The organism is Mucilaginibacter achroorhodeus, from assembly GCF_007846095.1.
Taxonomy (GTDB): Bacteria; Bacteroidota; Bacteroidia; order Sphingobacteriales; family Sphingobacteriaceae; genus Mucilaginibacter; species Mucilaginibacter achroorhodeus.
Genome location: NZ_VOEI01000002.1, coordinates 408587 through 424735 on the forward strand (window position 1 = coordinate 408587; position 16149 = coordinate 424735).

Annotated in this window: 18 protein-coding genes and 1 pseudogene; 6 read left to right on the forward strand and 13 right to left on the reverse strand. The window is 36.4% G+C overall.

The window, feature by feature from the left end:
* Positions 1-9 precede the first annotated feature (9 nt).
* Complete coding sequence (locus tag FPZ42_RS07725; protein WP_146270025.1) at positions 10-504, forward strand: hypothetical protein; 495 nt, start codon at positions 10-12, stop codon at positions 502-504.
* 80 nt (positions 505-584) lie between these two features.
* A complete protein-coding gene (locus FPZ42_RS07730) occupies positions 585-866 on the forward strand; it encodes a hypothetical protein (RefSeq protein WP_146270026.1) in 282 nt (93 codons plus the stop codon).
* 64 nt (positions 867-930) lie between these two features.
* On the opposite strand, the gene FPZ42_RS07735 is transcribed toward FPZ42_RS07730, so the two are convergent.
* The 7 genes from FPZ42_RS07735 to FPZ42_RS07755 all read right to left on the reverse strand — a co-directional run bounded on the left by FPZ42_RS07735 (position 931) and on the right by FPZ42_RS07755 (position 4568).
* A complete protein-coding gene (locus FPZ42_RS07735; RefSeq protein WP_146270028.1) occupies positions 931-1191 on the reverse strand; it encodes a hypothetical protein in 261 nt (86 codons plus the stop codon).
* Between the two features lie 344 nt (positions 1192-1535).
* Positions 1536-2264: a hypothetical protein gene (locus FPZ42_RS07740; protein ID WP_146270030.1), complete on the reverse strand. Its 729-nt coding sequence runs from the start codon at positions 2262-2264 to the stop codon at positions 1536-1538.
* 269 nt (positions 2265-2533) lie between these two features.
* The gene (locus tag FPZ42_RS07745; protein ID WP_146270032.1) at positions 2534-2839 is read right to left on the reverse strand and encodes a hypothetical protein; all 306 of its coding nucleotides are present in this window, start codon (positions 2837-2839) and stop codon (positions 2534-2536) included.
* Positions 2817-2990 (reverse strand): hypothetical protein, encoded by a 174-nt coding sequence (locus tag FPZ42_RS19175; protein ID WP_186458716.1) that lies wholly within the window; start codon positions 2988-2990, stop codon positions 2817-2819. Before FPZ42_RS19175 ends, FPZ42_RS07745 begins: the two co-directional genes overlap by 23 nt.
* A gap of 105 nt (positions 2991-3095) precedes the next feature.
* Positions 3096-4184 carry an Abi-alpha family protein gene (locus tag FPZ42_RS07750; RefSeq protein WP_146270034.1) on the reverse strand — a complete coding sequence of 363 codons (1089 nt, stop codon included), beginning with the start codon at positions 4182-4184 and terminating at the stop codon, positions 3096-3098.
* Positions 4181-4393 (reverse strand): hypothetical protein, encoded by a 213-nt coding sequence (locus FPZ42_RS19180; protein ID WP_186458717.1) that lies wholly within the window; start codon positions 4391-4393, stop codon positions 4181-4183. Before FPZ42_RS19180 ends, FPZ42_RS07750 begins: the two co-directional genes overlap by 4 nt.
* Positions 4371-4568, reverse strand: coding sequence for a hypothetical protein (locus FPZ42_RS07755; protein WP_146270036.1), 198 nt, complete (start codon positions 4566-4568; stop codon positions 4371-4373). Before FPZ42_RS07755 ends, FPZ42_RS19180 begins: the two co-directional genes overlap by 23 nt.
* A 479-nt stretch (positions 4569-5047) precedes the next feature.
* Here FPZ42_RS07755 and FPZ42_RS07760 point away from each other — a divergent pair, with 479 nt between their 5' ends.
* A complete protein-coding gene (locus FPZ42_RS07760) occupies positions 5048-5596 on the forward strand; it encodes a hypothetical protein (RefSeq protein ID WP_146270038.1) in 549 nt (182 codons plus the stop codon).
* Positions 5597-5724: 128 nt separating this feature from the next.
* Here FPZ42_RS07760 and FPZ42_RS07765 read toward each other — a convergent pair whose 3' ends face one another.
* Positions 5725-6717, reverse strand: coding sequence for a hypothetical protein (locus FPZ42_RS07765; protein ID WP_146270040.1), 993 nt, complete (start codon positions 6715-6717; stop codon positions 5725-5727).
* Positions 6718-8370: 1653 nt separating this feature from the next.
* Between FPZ42_RS07765 and FPZ42_RS07775 the strand changes: the two genes are divergently transcribed.
* Positions 8371-8664, forward strand: a complete 294-nt coding sequence (locus tag FPZ42_RS07775; RefSeq protein ID WP_146270044.1) for a hypothetical protein — start codon at positions 8371-8373, stop codon at positions 8662-8664.
* A gap of 25 nt (positions 8665-8689) precedes the next feature.
* Here the strand turns inward: FPZ42_RS07775 and FPZ42_RS07780 are convergent, their stop codons facing one another.
* On the reverse strand, positions 8690-10756 hold the full coding sequence (locus FPZ42_RS07780) for a tyrosine-type recombinase/integrase (protein WP_146270046.1): 2067 nt from the start codon (positions 10754-10756) through the stop codon (positions 8690-8692).
* Positions 10757-10874: 118 nt separating this feature from the next.
* Between FPZ42_RS07780 and FPZ42_RS07785 the strand changes: the two are divergent.
* Together FPZ42_RS07785 and FPZ42_RS07790 are read left to right on the forward strand one after the other, a co-directional pair.
* Positions 10875-11855: pseudogene (locus tag FPZ42_RS07785) on the forward strand (ComEC/Rec2 family competence protein); the annotation flags it as partial.
* Positions 11856-11933: 78 nt separating this feature from the next.
* Entirely contained in the window at positions 11934-12581 is a 648-nt protein-coding gene (locus FPZ42_RS07790) for a hypothetical protein (RefSeq protein ID WP_146270050.1), read from the forward strand.
* Positions 12582-12675: 94 nt separating this feature from the next.
* Here the strand turns inward: FPZ42_RS07790 and FPZ42_RS07795 are convergent, their stop codons facing one another.
* Genes FPZ42_RS07795 through FPZ42_RS07810 form a run of 4 tightly spaced genes read right to left on the reverse strand, consistent with a single transcriptional unit; the run spans position 12676 to position 15966 of the window.
* Complete coding sequence (locus tag FPZ42_RS07795) at positions 12676-13284, reverse strand: hypothetical protein (RefSeq protein WP_146270051.1); 609 nt, start codon at positions 13282-13284, stop codon at positions 12676-12678.
* 3 nt (positions 13285-13287) lie between these two features.
* A complete protein-coding gene (gene bioA, locus FPZ42_RS07800; protein WP_146270053.1) occupies positions 13288-14553 on the reverse strand; it encodes an adenosylmethionine--8-amino-7-oxononanoate transaminase in 1266 nt (421 codons plus the stop codon).
* The gene (locus FPZ42_RS07805) at positions 14550-14999 is read right to left on the reverse strand and encodes an NUDIX domain-containing protein (RefSeq protein WP_146270055.1); all 450 of its coding nucleotides are present in this window, start codon (positions 14997-14999) and stop codon (positions 14550-14552) included. Before FPZ42_RS07805 ends, bioA begins: the two co-directional genes overlap by 4 nt.
* Positions 14989-15966 carry a cation diffusion facilitator family transporter gene (locus tag FPZ42_RS07810; RefSeq protein WP_146270057.1) on the reverse strand — a complete coding sequence of 326 codons (978 nt, stop codon included), beginning with the start codon at positions 15964-15966 and terminating at the stop codon, positions 14989-14991. Before FPZ42_RS07810 ends, FPZ42_RS07805 begins: the two co-directional genes overlap by 11 nt.
* Positions 15967-16149 lie beyond the last annotated feature (183 nt).

Genomic DNA, 16149 nt, shown 5'->3' on the forward strand with positions numbered 1-16149 from the left:
TAAACCTACATGGATAAAGCAAAGCTGACTAAAGCTGTACAATTTATTGCTGATACTGAAACGCCACTCGAAAGATGGTTAGATAAAATCGATGAACCCAGTAAGGTTGAATTAGATATATTCAGTTTGGTTTATGGCTGGATTGTTATCAAAGACAATGATATTGTTGAGTTGACTAAAGAAAACGTTGATTTCTATTTGTCAGAATTTATTAGGCTAGTTCCAAATGCTGATGACTTGTTACACATCGATGTTTTACAATACGTATTCACTGACAGGTTTCAAATCTATCAAAATGAACTTGCTAAGATTAGAGCGAGCCAGCTATCAGATAATGTTTACCTATCTAATTACTTTTACCAACGGGTCTATGTCGAGCCATTAGCTTTAGATGACTTGCCAGAAACAGTAAAATATAATTCCGATGATTGGCAAGATTATGAACTGGCGGATATGTTTATCCATCAAACCAATCATTTATACGATTACTTTTCAAAACTATGAACCTAACCAACGACTTCACAAGCTACTTGTTAAATAAAGAGAATATCTCAGAACACGAGCATGCAATTTCGAATCTTGATTTGAAAATTAATTCTATTCTTGACGAGCAGGGCGAAATTTTAGATGTAAAGACAGTACAGATACTGACTGATTTATACAACGAACAGGAATTGCAAACCAATCACAAGGATTCATTACTGGCCGCTCAAGATATTTTAGCCCGAAATATTAATGAGGCTATCGATGTAAATTTCTTAGGTAAATCTGTAACCGTTGAAGTTGAGATAAATTCAGAGAAGGACGTGTTTATTATTCACCCCTCGATGTATGCCGAGGAACTAAACTATGAATTAGGAGAATGAACAAAGCCCTCAATATTCATCGAGGGCTTTTATTCAGTTTTCATGCTTCAAGTTACTTAGTCAATCATCCTTTGTTAAACATCTTCTTGTAGATAGCAACATTTCGAGCTGCTTTCGCATCTTCAATTTGCTTGTTAACTACTGCCATTGCAGCCAAATGTTCAGCCATGGATAGTGGCTTGTTTGGTGTTTGAGTTAATGCCGAAGCAGCAACTGATTTGATTTTAGACCAAAGTTCGATGCTCACACCAGGTGGCTTATCCATTGCCAAAATCTCCGCTGCATAAGAAGCAACCTGTTTTGAGGTTTGTTCATTACGTACCATATTATATCATGTAGCTTTGTTAATACTACATAACTAATTTACGAAATACTAAAGTATTTAGCACAACAAACTTCTACACATTGTTTAAACTTCTCAACATTGGAATTGCCCTTTAAGTCTATAAAACACACTGGTCAATATCTGAAACGTTTCTCTGATACAAGTTGAGCAACTCGAATTAAATGTTCTACTCATGTGTCCACCGGCTAACTCCTGCAGCTTTGGGTAAAGCGATTTTATCAAGTTGACATCATCAATAGATAATGTCCCACCCTTACTGGTATTAAACAGTTCCATCTTTGACTCTAACACTTTCAATCTATCATAAAATTCTTTATCGCTCATTATTTATATTCCTTCCTCAATGCTTCATTTTTATTGGTGATAAATGTTCTCAACTCATTGACATCTCTAAAAAGCTCATTCTTCACAGCAATCTCTTCTAAAGACTTTCTACCTTTTTTCTTCTGAAATGGCTCAACCAATGCACAACCCTCTGTGAGTTTATAGAAAACGAATCGTTGCTCCGGTGTCATGTGGTCGAATAGTTCTTCAACTGAAAAGCCGTAATCTGATTCAAAGGCATCTATTGTTTCTTGGCTATCATAAATCACTAACACATTTTCATTGGTATTAAAGTCAGGTTCATCAGACATCACTTCAATGTGATTAATCATTGCGTTATTTCTGTTAAATACTGATGTAAAGTTTAAGGCTTTAGCGAAAGAGTGATTTGGGTTCATCGTTCTCTTATCAACTGAAAAAAGTCTAAGCACGATGATTCTTAAAATGTAGCTCATTAAGACATTATTGCCTAAGTTGTACAGTTCGATAAATCTATCAGTGGGTATCTTGTAAAGGTGTAGAAACAGCTCTTGATAGCAATCATCGAGGTATTCGCTATCAGGCTTATACATCATATTTTTAAATAGTTGGATCTCGATGTATTTTTTTAACTGGTTCGCTGGTTTAGTTGATTTGGATAGTTGGCCGAAGTAACGTTTGTCAATACGTCCAGTATTATATAGTTCAATTATGATTTTGTTTTTTAAGGCTTCATTCTCGTTATTCATTAATGTTCTTGATTTTTTTTAATTCAATGATATTGGTAGGGCATTTATGGTTCTTTTAACCAAGACTGTAAGTACCGGAGCTGTAACAGCCAGTGTGCTGTACGTGGTGATGTCCCAGGTCACGCACAACAGAATAATGTTCAGCCAGAATGTTAGACAGTATTCACATAAAAAGGGCTTGCCAGGCAGTCTTAAAATCGATATTAAGTTTCTATATGGTGGCAACATCATCAACCAATTGATGAATAGTGCTTCAAAGATTAGCTTGGTTAACATACTTTCTCTTTTATTTTTAATAGGTCGGCTGCAGTTTCATACAGTTCGACTTCACACACAGCATGAATTACTTTATCTATCCACTGGGCTAATCGGTCAGTCTCAACTATATGGAACCCTTCAAGAAATTCTTTAATATAGGGTTTGATTACTTGTGGATGAGCTAATTCTAATAATTGAGTGATAATGTCTAAATCACTCAAAGCTTCATTAAATTCGTTTTGGGCTGTATCAAGCATGTCCATCAGCTTCTCGACTGGTGTAAAGACATCTTCACTATTCACTTTTATTTTCTTCATTCATATCAGTAGGGTTTTCTACTTCTTTTTCTTTCAGAAGTTGGTTGACACGGTCGGTCATGTATTGTTTAACATGCTGTTTGCGGTCGGGGTGGTTGAGTTGATACTTGCTCATGGCCAATATCATATCAGTATCTCTTGATGATTTCATATTAATATATATTCAGTACTGATAGATACTTTTTGAAAGAGTGGATTTTTTATAGACCATAAAAAAAGCCCCTTACTTTCGTAAAGGGCTTTACAGTCTTTATATTTAATCTCTATTTATCAAACCGTCTTTATAATTAAAGCTCCAGTTTTCTTCTCCTGCTGTTACTCTAAACCTATTCCCAACCCAAGCAACGTATCTATAAATTATCCATTGCCTTAACCTCTCATTTAATACGGTGGTTGGCAAATTATACCAACTCTCGTTTGTAATAGATAATATCGAACCGAAATCCTCATCCGAATGATGAGCTATGTCACCTTTATACTGTGAACCTCTATAAGCAACATCTTTAATGTAATCTAATGTTTTTGATGGTTCTACATCAATGTACTCTTTTATAATGTTATGATAATAATCGTTGACATCAATTATAAAGTATTCAAATGGTGTTTGCTTTGACCCTTGACACTTGATATAGAGCCGAAGTGCTTTCAGCGATATCCGTATAGCCGGATAACCGCTCATAGTCATTCTTAGCAACTGCGATATAGGAACATTCTGGGAATTATTTCGCGGTTTCATTATCAAGCCCATGTTCTCCAGCGTGTCCAGTTCGGTGTCTACTTTTAATCGGCTATTGCTTTCCATTATAGCACATACTTCGGCATAATCAATTTTCTTTTCTACTGCTGTAACAACACCATCTAAGCGAGAGGCATCAATGCTATTAATGTTGATTGTTTTGTCTGTATTTTCACAGAGGTAGGTGAGTAATTTGACTTGCGATGAGGTTAAGCTCTTTAATATGTCAATGAAAAAAATATTTTCATCTTCCTCATAACGGTCGCAAGATGAAGCAAATAGGCCAGCCCACATTTCAAGTAAAGTATCATTACTTACTTGCGAAGCATTCTCTGCAATTTGAAACGCTACACGTGTATCAATCACGAGCTGTTGAGTTGATGGGTCAATTTGCATTTTCCCTTTTGCCTTCTCAAGCATTTTGATAGTACTATCTAAACGATGGTATCTAATAGGTGTGCTTATCATTAGCCCAAATTCTTCAAGCAATGGTTTGCAAGTTAATTTTAAAAACTCTTTTGCTCCTTCGATACCGAAGTCCACAATTTTTTCACCTGTTCTACCTAATGCTCCTAACCCTAATGGGTCACTTGGATTATTTGTACTCATGCAATAAAGTTAACCAAATCTGACTTCAAAACATAAAGCGCTGTAACTGTGAAATTCTCTTTTTTATTGCTATCACCTAATTCGACTGGTCTTTCAATAACGGGAATGTTATTGTCTTTTAAAAACAACTTCACTTTTTTTACACTAAGTTTAAGAAGCTTGGTCAATTCAGTCTGTGAGTAATAATCACTTCTTTGGAATACTGTCATTGATAAAGCTGCTTGCTGGTACTGAAACGCCTTCGACTAAATAATAGATGTCATCCAGTACGTCTACAACTCTTGTAACAAAAAAGTAATCTTCGGTTCTCTTTACGATGCTATTTGTTGTTACTGGCTTGATAAAAGCTTCTCTTTCGATGTCTGTATTTGGTGTATTATTCATATTTAAATCGCTGATTTAAGCCAAGTTAAGGAACGGATTTGACTCCACGGAATCCCTAATTAATCGGTCAATCATTACTTCTCGATACTGTGGAGCTGTAAGAGTATAGCAATCAACACTTGTGAACCGCTTTGACCTATCATATATTTTAGTGACATAGATGTAAGTGTCACCATCTCTATAGAATTGATTTTTAATTACTGGTGATGGTAGAGCGATGAAGTCCAACTCTCGGGCAAATGATTTCACTTTTTCTATTTCGGTCATGTCAGATGTTTTTCTATTATATATTAAAAAAATGTCCTTCCCTTATAATTTTTTATATGTGTGAAGATGGATTGATGGGCACTACTCAAATTCTATATCCTGATAAACTCCTTTGATTTGTCCCTCCTTTAAATTATTAGTGAGCGACAGTACCAATGATATATTATATAATACATACTGGTATACTCGACACTTCATCATTATCTTTGAGAATGTCAAACCAAATCACAATCAAAAAAGAGAATGAGGAGCAAGCTACTCTTGAGGAGCTACAGTTTATTTTTAGTCAATCTGAACGTTTGCTGACAGAATCTGTAGGGTCAGGTGAATCAGTTTTATCGAGAAGTACGATTTTAATGACTGTTTTGCTAGCAATAGCTACATCTGAAATAAGTTATATGATAACAGCTTTGACTTCTGACCCAGTGCCAGGCAAGATGCTTGGAACAATAGGAATCGTATGTATCTATAATTTATTTACAATTTACAGTCTATCAACTAATCTATTCGGGCATCAATACAGTTTAGCGGGCAGCCAACCGCATTATCTACTTAATAACTGGTACTATGAAAATAAACAGGATGAGGATAGATTAAAATCTATGATGATTCAGGAGATTAAATCTTATCAAGATAGGATAAACACAAATGAAGCAGTCAATAAAAATCGGTGGAAATGCTTTGAAAATACAATGAGATTGACATTAGCTACACCACTGATTTTTATTTTCTGCTATACCGTCTTTACTATTTTTTTATAGTAGTTGAGGTATCGCCCTTGGTAAGGGTCGAACCACCGGTACTGATTGGTTGTCCTTCTTCGCACATATTTTTAAGATTTATATAAATATACGCAAAAAAATAATACAAAAAAATTACCCTTCTTTGGCTACTTCAGTAGTGCTTTTTTAAACCTGATTTCAGGATATTTTGCTTTACAATATTCTAATACCCTATCAACATCTTTCTCTTTTACAATAACGGAATCGTGTACTGGTAGCGCAAAATCACAAGGTATATTAGTCAATAAATCATCTATCCAAATTTTGCTCTCTATTCGTTGAAGTAATGAACCACCACTCTTGTAGTTACCCTTCTTAATACTCTTTAAATATTTAGAGGCAATAGGGAAAAGATTATGTATTTCGAAGTCAGGTACGTAGCCGTTACCATTAATCCAATGCATAAACAGATCCTTTGCATCTGCTCTCTTACTTTCTTTGGTACCAGTGAAATCTAACTTCTTAGCCACTTCCGAATAGAAGTCTAACTCATTATTAAATATCCTCATATACTCCGGGTCATTGATGCCTTTGTCTTTGAAATATTTATAAAGTAGTCGAGGCTGAGAACATTGAGAATCTATAGTGTAATAGCCTTGAAAGTCTGTTTTATAGTTCCTAATGGCTGAATGCCAAACGCGTCTGCCAAAGTCATCACGTGATATTTTGACATCAAAGCCAGCTTCAATTAAACTATTCTCAGTAATGTTCCACCATCTATTGGTTCTGTTACTGACCATATCAACATTTACTTCATCACCCACTTCAACATTAACCAGGAATCGATACTTAGCACATATTCCTAATTCTTTGTTGTAGGATTTTCTATAAATCGTGTTGAATATATCTTTATCATCCGTGTAAGCCTTCTTATAATAATCGATTAGGCCGCGCTCGACAAAGTAGTCAAGAATCTTATAATATCTTTTATTAACAGCAGCTAAATAAGCACTTGGTACAGGAAAGAAGCCGGTGGAGTTTTTCAGGTGAGATTTGCTGTAAAGAGCAGCATAGATTTTAATTGCATTTTTCTTCACAGTGACGTTAAAAGGCATCTTATTGATGGCAGTCTTAAATTGATTAGGTAAGGTAACAAGCATTATAACAGTATTTTTTATACTGTATATATTAAGTTTATCCACTCCCTTTACCCAGTTTTAGTATTAATCTTCAATTATTCTATAAAGAGATTAAAATGTGAGCAACAGTACCAATGATATATTATATACTATTTATTCTCATCATTAAAGTAACTCTCATGTACTAAGTAATAGCCATGTAGCTTATACTCCGGCACTGGTTTATTTTGATTGTATAACATTTGGGAATCACTCTTTGCCCTTTGATTTTGCTGTTGACAAATCTTATTGGCATAATCTCTTCTGCGAAACATGTTGACCATTTCATACCCATGTTCACCGAACACTTTATTGTCCTCAACTATAAGCCATATTTTCTTGAATGTTCGCTTAGCCATAGAGTAAAATTATACATTACTAAAATAGTTAGCAAATATGTTGGTATTTAAGTTAAGTACACGACACCCAGTCGTGGACGATTTAAACCAATAAGGATTTTAAATGCTTGATAGCATCAATCAAATCCATTTGCTTTGCTGCATACTTTTTAATAAACAGTTTCTTTCGCCTTACATATTTTGCCTCATTAGATTTACAAGCTCTTGAGCAATATTTAGCGTGTGGTCTTTTGTTGATGAGTTCTTTATTGCAATTCCTATAATGACATATCTTGTTTTCCATACCATTATATATTTAGAAATTGTCCTGCCCTTTCAAAAAACTCTGCCAAAGTCTGACTGGGTTCTGAAAAAATAATATACTACTCCGAAAGGGGAATATGTCCTGTAATATATATTAAATCTCAAGACTCATTTTCTTCAAGAATCTATGTCTTTGGACAAAATTTCAATGTCCGATTTTCAAATCAGAGACTTTGAAATGGATTACGACAGTCCAATTTCCTTTCGGAATTATTTATTCGGAAATTTGAATTGATTTTCAGTGACTGGAAAATCGAATTTTCTGTCCGAACAGGAAGAAATTCGACGTAATTCGAAAGAATTATTCATAAATCGAAAAATCCGTCCAAAAAAAATTGAATTTTGCAAATACATTTTCAAAATACAAATGGCTGATTGTCAGTTATTTAAACACTATTTTAAACAGTAGGATTTTCTAATGAAAAAATGACATGCAAGAAAAATAAAAAATTTTTACTTTTTTATTTTTATATAACCATTTGATTATTAGATATTTGAATAGACAAAAAAATTGTCCAATTAAGTTGGATAAAACGGATTCGTTTTATAATAAATAATTATTAATTACTTTTGTATTGTCAATAGACAATAAAGTCCCCCAAGATTCTGACTCTCGGAGGACTTAAAAAGATAATAAGGTCTGAGGGAACTCCTGAACGGCAATGGGCTTCAAAAGCCACCCCTATCAGGGTCAAAGGTAAAAAAGCCTGAGCTTGTCAGGGGTTCTTCCTTTTATCTTTAATAGCAAAAGTACCTATTTTTAGTACACTCAACAAAAATCTTTTTAGCTTTTTAAGTAACACGCTGTTTTTCAAGAGTATTCATTTTACACGCGTGCCTATTTTAATATATCAACTGGCCGTAACGCAATATTTAAATGGCTTTGCACTTCTGATGTTGATGTTTCTTTCACTGCTGTAAGCACTATCGCAAAGCAGTTTTAACATTCATTTATTATTAATCTATATTCATTATGAAAACAATTTATGATTTCAAAGAATGGTTGACTCTAATTGATAACGACAATCCTCCCGAATTATCGGAACTATTTTATTCAGTTCGAAATGTGGAATCCAATTCGACTTTTTCTTGCGAACGTTTGTCTGGAGAAAACTATGTGATTACTTGCTCCTACATCCCCGTACAATTAAAGCTCTCGTCGGATAAGCAACTCAAATATTTCCTAGACTATTTGGAATCTACTTACGCGGATGGTGATATCGATGGAAATGAGGCATTTCACCGTGCGATGGAAAAGAATGATTAGTTAATTAAGAAGGACTTCATGTTATTTACATGAAGTCCTTTATATAATCTATCGAATCTTTCACAGATTTCGCTTCAACTGCATCTTTCTTTCTGATATTGCCAAGGTCATAACTATCATGTAAGTCAGACATTGCTTGATTTGCTTTATGGGCTAAAAAACGTGGTAAATATCTGTCAGTGATACTAATTGACGAATGTCCCAGTAGCCTACTGATTGTGTAAACATCAAAGTTCTTTTCTACCATCAAATACGTAAATGTATACCGGGCTGTGTGTGTTGAAATAGGAATTTTAAAATCAAAGTGGGTTCTTATTTTCTGCAACAAAGCATTGTATCTCTTACTTTGATTCATGTATTTTAAATACTGGTATGGGGAGATGTTATGAAAGTCATTTCTACCATCAACATTTTTGAAGTCAGTATCTTTGAGCATCTGAAATATAAATGAATTTGGCTTTTCGTTTGAGTATCTTTTAAACACGCCTTTTAAGTAATCATTTTTTAATTTAATGTATTGTTCTCTCACCCTTATTAAGTTCGCCAAATAGTTCTTGTAAGTGTTTTTGTGTGATTCAAACAAAGTATAGGCATGTTCCGACTTATCCTCATAATATTCATCCATCATAGCTTTAATGCTTAATCTTCGACCACGCTTAAAGCTTTCAATAGCAGCCTCTATCTTTTCAGTTTCTTCATCAGTGACCACAAGCTTACCGCTTCGATAAAGGTCACTAAATGCAAGTGCATCTATTTGAGTTCCTTTTTCAATGAAATTCTCAAACTTTAAAATTTCTTTATTCAATTCTTCAAAGTAAACAAACCCTGTTTCCTCGTATAGGTTGAGCAATGTTGTTTTAATGGGAATAGGTTCATGTTGCTGAAAAGGATGTCCCATACCCACTGGATTAGCGTTCATTTTCAAAACCATCGCGAGTGAGTTAGTTAATAACTCGGGCTTCTTTTCAGTTCTTTGAACGTTTTGGAACGTCCTTGCGCAATCAGCGCATTTTAAGGTTTGCCTAACACCTTTGCCATGACTATAGTTACCACCTGATTTAATATTTTCTGATTCACATTTAGGACAGGTTATTTTTGTTGCCGGTCTTTTCTCATCCTCAAATCTGTCGACAGAATCTACAAAATGTTGCAAAAGCCAAATGAGATTATTTGTAAGGTTGAAAGTCATTTCCTCACCTGTTTTGTACATTGTATATTTTATCTGAGCATGCTTGTCTCGAAAGTCTAAATTATTCCAGCGAAGGAATAATATATCGGACACCCTCATACCATTAGAGAAAATCTGTGTAATAAACATTAGCCTTGCTTTCTCGATTGGTTGAAGAATGATATTTCCATTGGCATCAAATTCCTGGTAGTGGCCGCGTACTGGATTGGTCAAAGGTTTGGACATCAACAGTTGCTCTACCTCTTGAGGCAATAGAAAGCCTTTCTTTGCTTTCGGTGCTTTATACTGTTTTTTGTAGAAAACATTTTTAGATGGAAGGTATACATCATCACTGATTGCTTTCTCATATACAGCTTTGAACTTATACATCCTTACACTTACAGTACTTGCTTTAAGGTTCTTGGTACCTTCAAGGTAGGTTTTAAAGTCGTTTACAAATTCGGTAGTGATGTCTGGAAAAAGCATCCTTGTTCGATTAGTTTGGATTAAGAAGTTATTGAGATCCTTTTTTAAAGTAATATAACTATCTCTGGTACCATATTTCTTCTTCTTAAATAAGTCATCAATCTGTTTTTCGAGAAAGCCAAGAAAATCGAATTTGGTAATTACACCATAACTATATGATAAGTTAGTCACTCGGTCTAATTGGAGACTGAATAAGTTGTTCACATCATCAGCATTTTCAAAGGTAGCTCGAATGTATTTGCCTTGTAATCTTAACAGCTCGAATTTGCCTTTTTCTTTTTCGTTCTTTCCACCCCAATGGATTTGAGATAAAGGAAAGTTCATGTTTAGTGATTGCAACTTGACCTTTTTTACACCATCTTCTGTTACGGAATATTTGATGTAAGCATACCATTCTTTGCCCCCGTTCTTGTTCTTGAAAATTATTGAAGGTTTCATTAGTGTCTTTAAAGTGTCTCAATATATGATTAAAATCGTTAAAGTAATGTTAATATTTTTTTATTAACTAACTGATTTACAAATATAATAAGATTATTAGTTCACTGGATTTCAATTATCATACGTCGCCGTCGCCGGTTTAGTAGTTTTTCAACCGATCATTTACAACTGGTTAAGCTTTAAAAATAATTTTGCAAATAAGCTTTGGCTGGCGTGCTCGGTATCTATAGCCGCCCAAGTTGCCACATTTCCGCTAAGCGCTTATTATTTACACCAATTCCCGGTTTACTTTCTTATCAGCAACTTGCTCATTATCGTTCCCGTGGCTGTCATCATGTATGCGGGATTAGCCTTGCTTCTACTTCCACAAATGGCGGTGATATCATCTGCCTTTGGCTATGTATTGGAAAAATCTATCATTCTGATGAACAAGATGCTCAACGTGATTGAACTTACGCCGTATGCCAGCATCGGTAAAATTTGGATAACAAAACCAGAGCTTGTTCTTTTTAATATCCTTATTTTAATTGCCTTTTACTTTTTCTATTATAAAATTAAAAGACTGTTATTCGCTTCGTTAGCCTGCCTGCTTATATTATGCTGCAGCTTTTCATTTAAAAAGATCATTGCAGATAAAACAAACCTTGTTGCGTTTCTTAATCTCAGAAAACACCAAGGAATAGTTTTTAAACATGGACGGAAAGGCATTGTACTGACAGATCTTTTAGAGACCGATAAGAGCTTTCAATACGCCATACAGCCGGGTTTGGACAGTATGAAGATAACTGATTACCAAGTAATAGGATTAAATAAAGATTTAGCCAACAGTTTTCTTCTGAAGAAAGCCGGCATGATATGGTTCCTCGATAAAAAGTTGCTGTTGTTAAACGATAGCGTGAGTTTTAAGTCTATTTCAAATAATATGCATTTAACTGGCGTTTATGTAAGTAACAATACGCCAGTTGATAGCAGCTTGATTGATATACCGCTTATTATTGATGGAAGTAATAGTAGCCGATACATAGACCTTTTAAACAATAGTGGCAAAAAATATACTACGTTAAAGCGTAACAAAGCGTTATTATTGCTCTCTAATTGAAAATGATAATTAATTATTATCATAAAAAATTTTGCACTCAGTTAATTACACACTAAATTGTATTCTCAAATTAAAAGTATGAAAGGTAAATTATTTACTGCAGCATTGGGCCTTGTGCTTTCTGCAACCGCAATGAACGCCAGTGCCCAAAAGGTATATAAAGAAGGCGTTATCACAATTGGCGCCAGCATGCAAGGCCAGTCTGTTGATATTAAATCTTACTTCAGGGCCGATTCAAGCGCTACTGCTTTCAACGCGGGTCCTGCGTCTATTAAGGTTTTGACCGATAAAGATGCCAAATCAATGGCTATTTTGGTTGACGTACCTGTAGCCAGCATCAAAAAGGCAGCTATTGCCACCCCGGCCGAGGTTGAGGAAGAGCAAGCTAAATTGCCTGTTTTCGATTTTACGCCAGGTACCGAAAAGAAAGTTATCAACGGCTTTAATTGCAAAAAAGTGGTTGCTAAAGATACCAAAAGCGGAAAAACGTATGATATATGGGTAACTAACGATGTTACTATCCCACAAACTGGTGGTTCTAAAATTTATGCTAAAGCAGGTGGTGTACCAATCCAGTATTCTACTTTCCAAAACGGACAATCTGCAGAAGTAACCGTTAAAAGCATTGTAGAGCAAAAAGTGCCTGCAGGTACATTTGGTATTCCTTCTGATTTCGAGAAGATTTCGCTTGATGATCTGAAATCAATGGGTGGCGGCGGTAATTAATCGCAAAGCCTACCTATAAATAAGAAAGCCACCGATATATCGGTGGCTTTCTTGTTTTAATGTTCTCCGCTCCTCTGGTAAAAATTCAGATAGCTTAATTCACTTCCTTCGCCAATCCCTTCACCCACTTATCAAATAAAGCGCTTTCCATATCCACTGCTTTTTGGGCGTGAAGCTGCCATTGCGGCGAAAAATGTTGTAACTGGTTGATCATCTCTTCAAGGTGACCTTCCTCTTCCAGGATAATTGATTTAACGTTTACTTTGCTGCCTGCTTCATCAAGCGCATCCTGGTAAACCGGGTAAAGCTCATCGGCACGGACCTCAATGGCGTAGGTAACCAATAAGTAAGCTGCAAAGCGAAGTTCTGCGCCATTAAGGCTTAATTCTTTTTTAAGATACCGGCACACATCTATATCCAACTGGTGCAGGTAATGTTTACTATCTGCAGGTGCTATCAAATACTCCAACGCATAAGTAGGGCAAAGTCCTTGTCCCGCCTTTTCAATCTGTTTTTTCAAATAAAAAGCATGGCGGTGTTCTTCAGCAGCATGTTTTAAAATAATGTAGGTAACTGTAACCGGGTCTTCGCTTGCTGATATTTTCCGTGCACCGGTATTTTCCATTAATGATAGGGTGTTTAACCAGCGTGCATGTAATTGGTTATCGGCAATTATTTTAGGTAGTATAGTAGCTAATTCCATAATTTAAATAGTATCGAGCGCCTCTTCAATAGCGGCGTAAATGTAGTCCAGTTCATCATCAGTTGTGCAATACGGAGGTAAAATATAAATGATGTTCCCCAACGGACGAAGGATGATGCCCTTATCCAAAAAGAAATGATATAGCCGGTCGCGCAGGTTGCTAAAGTAAGATGTATTGCCACCCGTTTCCCACTCCAAAGCCAGTATCGTTCCGGTTTGGCGGTAGTTGGCAATGTGTGGGTGGGCATTAATTCTATCAGCAAATGCCCGATGCTTTTCTACAATCCTGTCTATGTTCTTTTGCGTAGCCGGATCAAGGAACAGATCTAAACTTGCCAGCGATGCAGCACAGGCAACCGGGTTAGCCGTATAGGAATGCCCGTGAAAAAGCGTCTTCATTTTATCATCAGACAAAAAAGCATCGTATATCTGCTGTGTACAGGTTGTCAGTCCGAACGCCATGGTGCCGCCGGTAAGTCCTTTAGAGAAGCACATGATATCTGGCTGCGTTTGTACGTAGTTACATGCAAACGGCTTACCTGTACGGCCAAACCCTGTAAACACCTCATCATCTATCAGCAGTACCCCTTCTGCTTTGCAATGTGCCATTAACGCCTCAAGATGGCGGGCTTCATACATGATCATACCTGCTGATCCCTGCACCAACGGTTCAAAGATGAAACAAGCTAAGTCAGATTTGAGATTTGAGATGTGAACTTTAAGATCATCAATATTATTATCATCCGGCAGCTCAATAAATTCTACCTCAAACAACAAACTATCAAAAGCAGCGGTAAAAGCACTCCTGCCGCTAACAGACATCGCACCGAAGGTATCGCCGTGATAGGCATTTTTAAATGCCAAAATCTTCGTCCGCTGCTGTCCCTTATTATTCCAGTACTGGAGACACATTTTAATAGCTACCTCAATTGCTGTAGATCCGTTATCTGAATAAAATGCTTTTTTTTGGGTATCAGGAAGGATGGCTAATAAACGTTCGGCAAGTTCTATTGCACCGGGATGTGTAAAGCCGGCAAATATCACGTGTTCCAGCTTTAATAATTGATCGGCAACCTTTTTGGCAATGTAAGGATGCGAATGACCGTGAATATTTACCCACCAGGATGATACTGCATCAATATAACGTTTACCATCCTCATCAAAAACACAAGTTCCTTCACCACGAATTATAGGTATAGGTGGCAAGGCAGTTTTCATTTGCGTATAAGGATGCCAGATTACCGCAAGGTCGCGTTCTGCTAAATTCATAGGCTTTTAATTAACAACTCGGCAACGTACTGATCTATCGGAAAGGTAAAATCCTCAACCCGTAGATCGTTGAGTTTTATCCAGCGGAAAGATTGTAAAACGTCACCTTCGCCGTCAAAGTCAAAAATGTTAGTTTTGATACTAAAGTGGAGATCGGAGACTGCTTTGACCATGTAGTAAACACTGATGATCTGCGAATCGTTAAATGCCGATTTTACAAAAAAATCAGTCGTATAGAAATGATTAACTACTTCTATTTCTGTATTACATTCCTCAACAAATTCGCGTTTAAGGCCTTCAATCAGTCCTTCTCCGTATTCTAAACCTCCACCGGGCAGTTTTGTAAAACGCATGCCTTGCTCCTGCTCATCACTTATCAGTAACTCATTGTTATCATTAATCAGCAGGCCGTAAACCCGTACATTAAAAAATCCTTTACTGCTCATAATGTTTTTTGTTTCGCATTACATTCTCTAAGGTCCACGGGATATCTTCGCGCTTGGCCTCGGTGCGTATTGGGCAATTGGGCATGCTACAATAGTGGCAGCAATAAGGCAGGCATGGGTCGGTATGGATAAAGAACTCCGTACGTATGCCAGCCTTTTCATTTATCATTTTATCTACCAATTTAACTTCGTCATGAACACGATTAAGGTCAAAATAATTAGGTAAAGTCAAGTGACAATCTATGTGCAGCTCATGTCCGTACTTTTGCGCACGCAGGTTATGGATGTCTATCCATTCTTCATGGCGTTGTTCGCTAAGCACTTTTATCACTTCGCTCACCACATCAAAATCGGTCTCATCCATTAAACCCGCAACTGAACGGCGCACCAGTTTGTAACCGGTGAAAACAATGTAGCCGCCCACCAAAATTGACAGCGCGCTATCCAGCCAAAGTATCTTGGTAAAATAAATAAGCAATAAGCCTACAACCAAACCTGCGCTGGTAACAGTATCGGTGAGCAAGTGTCGGCCATCAGCCTCTATGGTAATAGATGGGATTGATTTACCCTTTTGTATCATATAGTACCCCAGCAAACCGTTGATGAGGCCGGTACTACCAATTATAATAGCACCAAGTAACAGATCGTGTATCTCTTCGGGGTTAAAAAAGCTGTATACTGATTTTAGGATAATGATGATCCCTGCAATGCCTATTAAGGCACCTTCTATAAATACGGAGAAAAACTCCACTTTACCGTGTCCGTAAGGATGGTTCTCGTCGCGAGGAATAGACGCAAGGTAAATACTATAAAAAGCAAAACCGCTGGCCACAACGTTTACAACACTCTCGGCTGCATCCGTTAAAACAAAATTTGAGTTGGTAAGTAAATAGGCGCTGAACTTTGAGGCCATCAACACAATGCCGGTGATCAAAGAGACGAGGATGATGCGTTTTTGCTGTTTCAAAACCTGCTTTTAAAATAGAGGGCAAACTTAAGCAAAATAGTGCCCTGCTCTTTCTATAATTTAAAAATTGGCTAAATGTTTTCAGTGAGTTTCAATGGCAAATTAATTATGAATTTGATAATAATAACCCCGCTTTGATTGCGGGCAAAGTAATTTTTTATATTTGCCGCACTAACATAAATA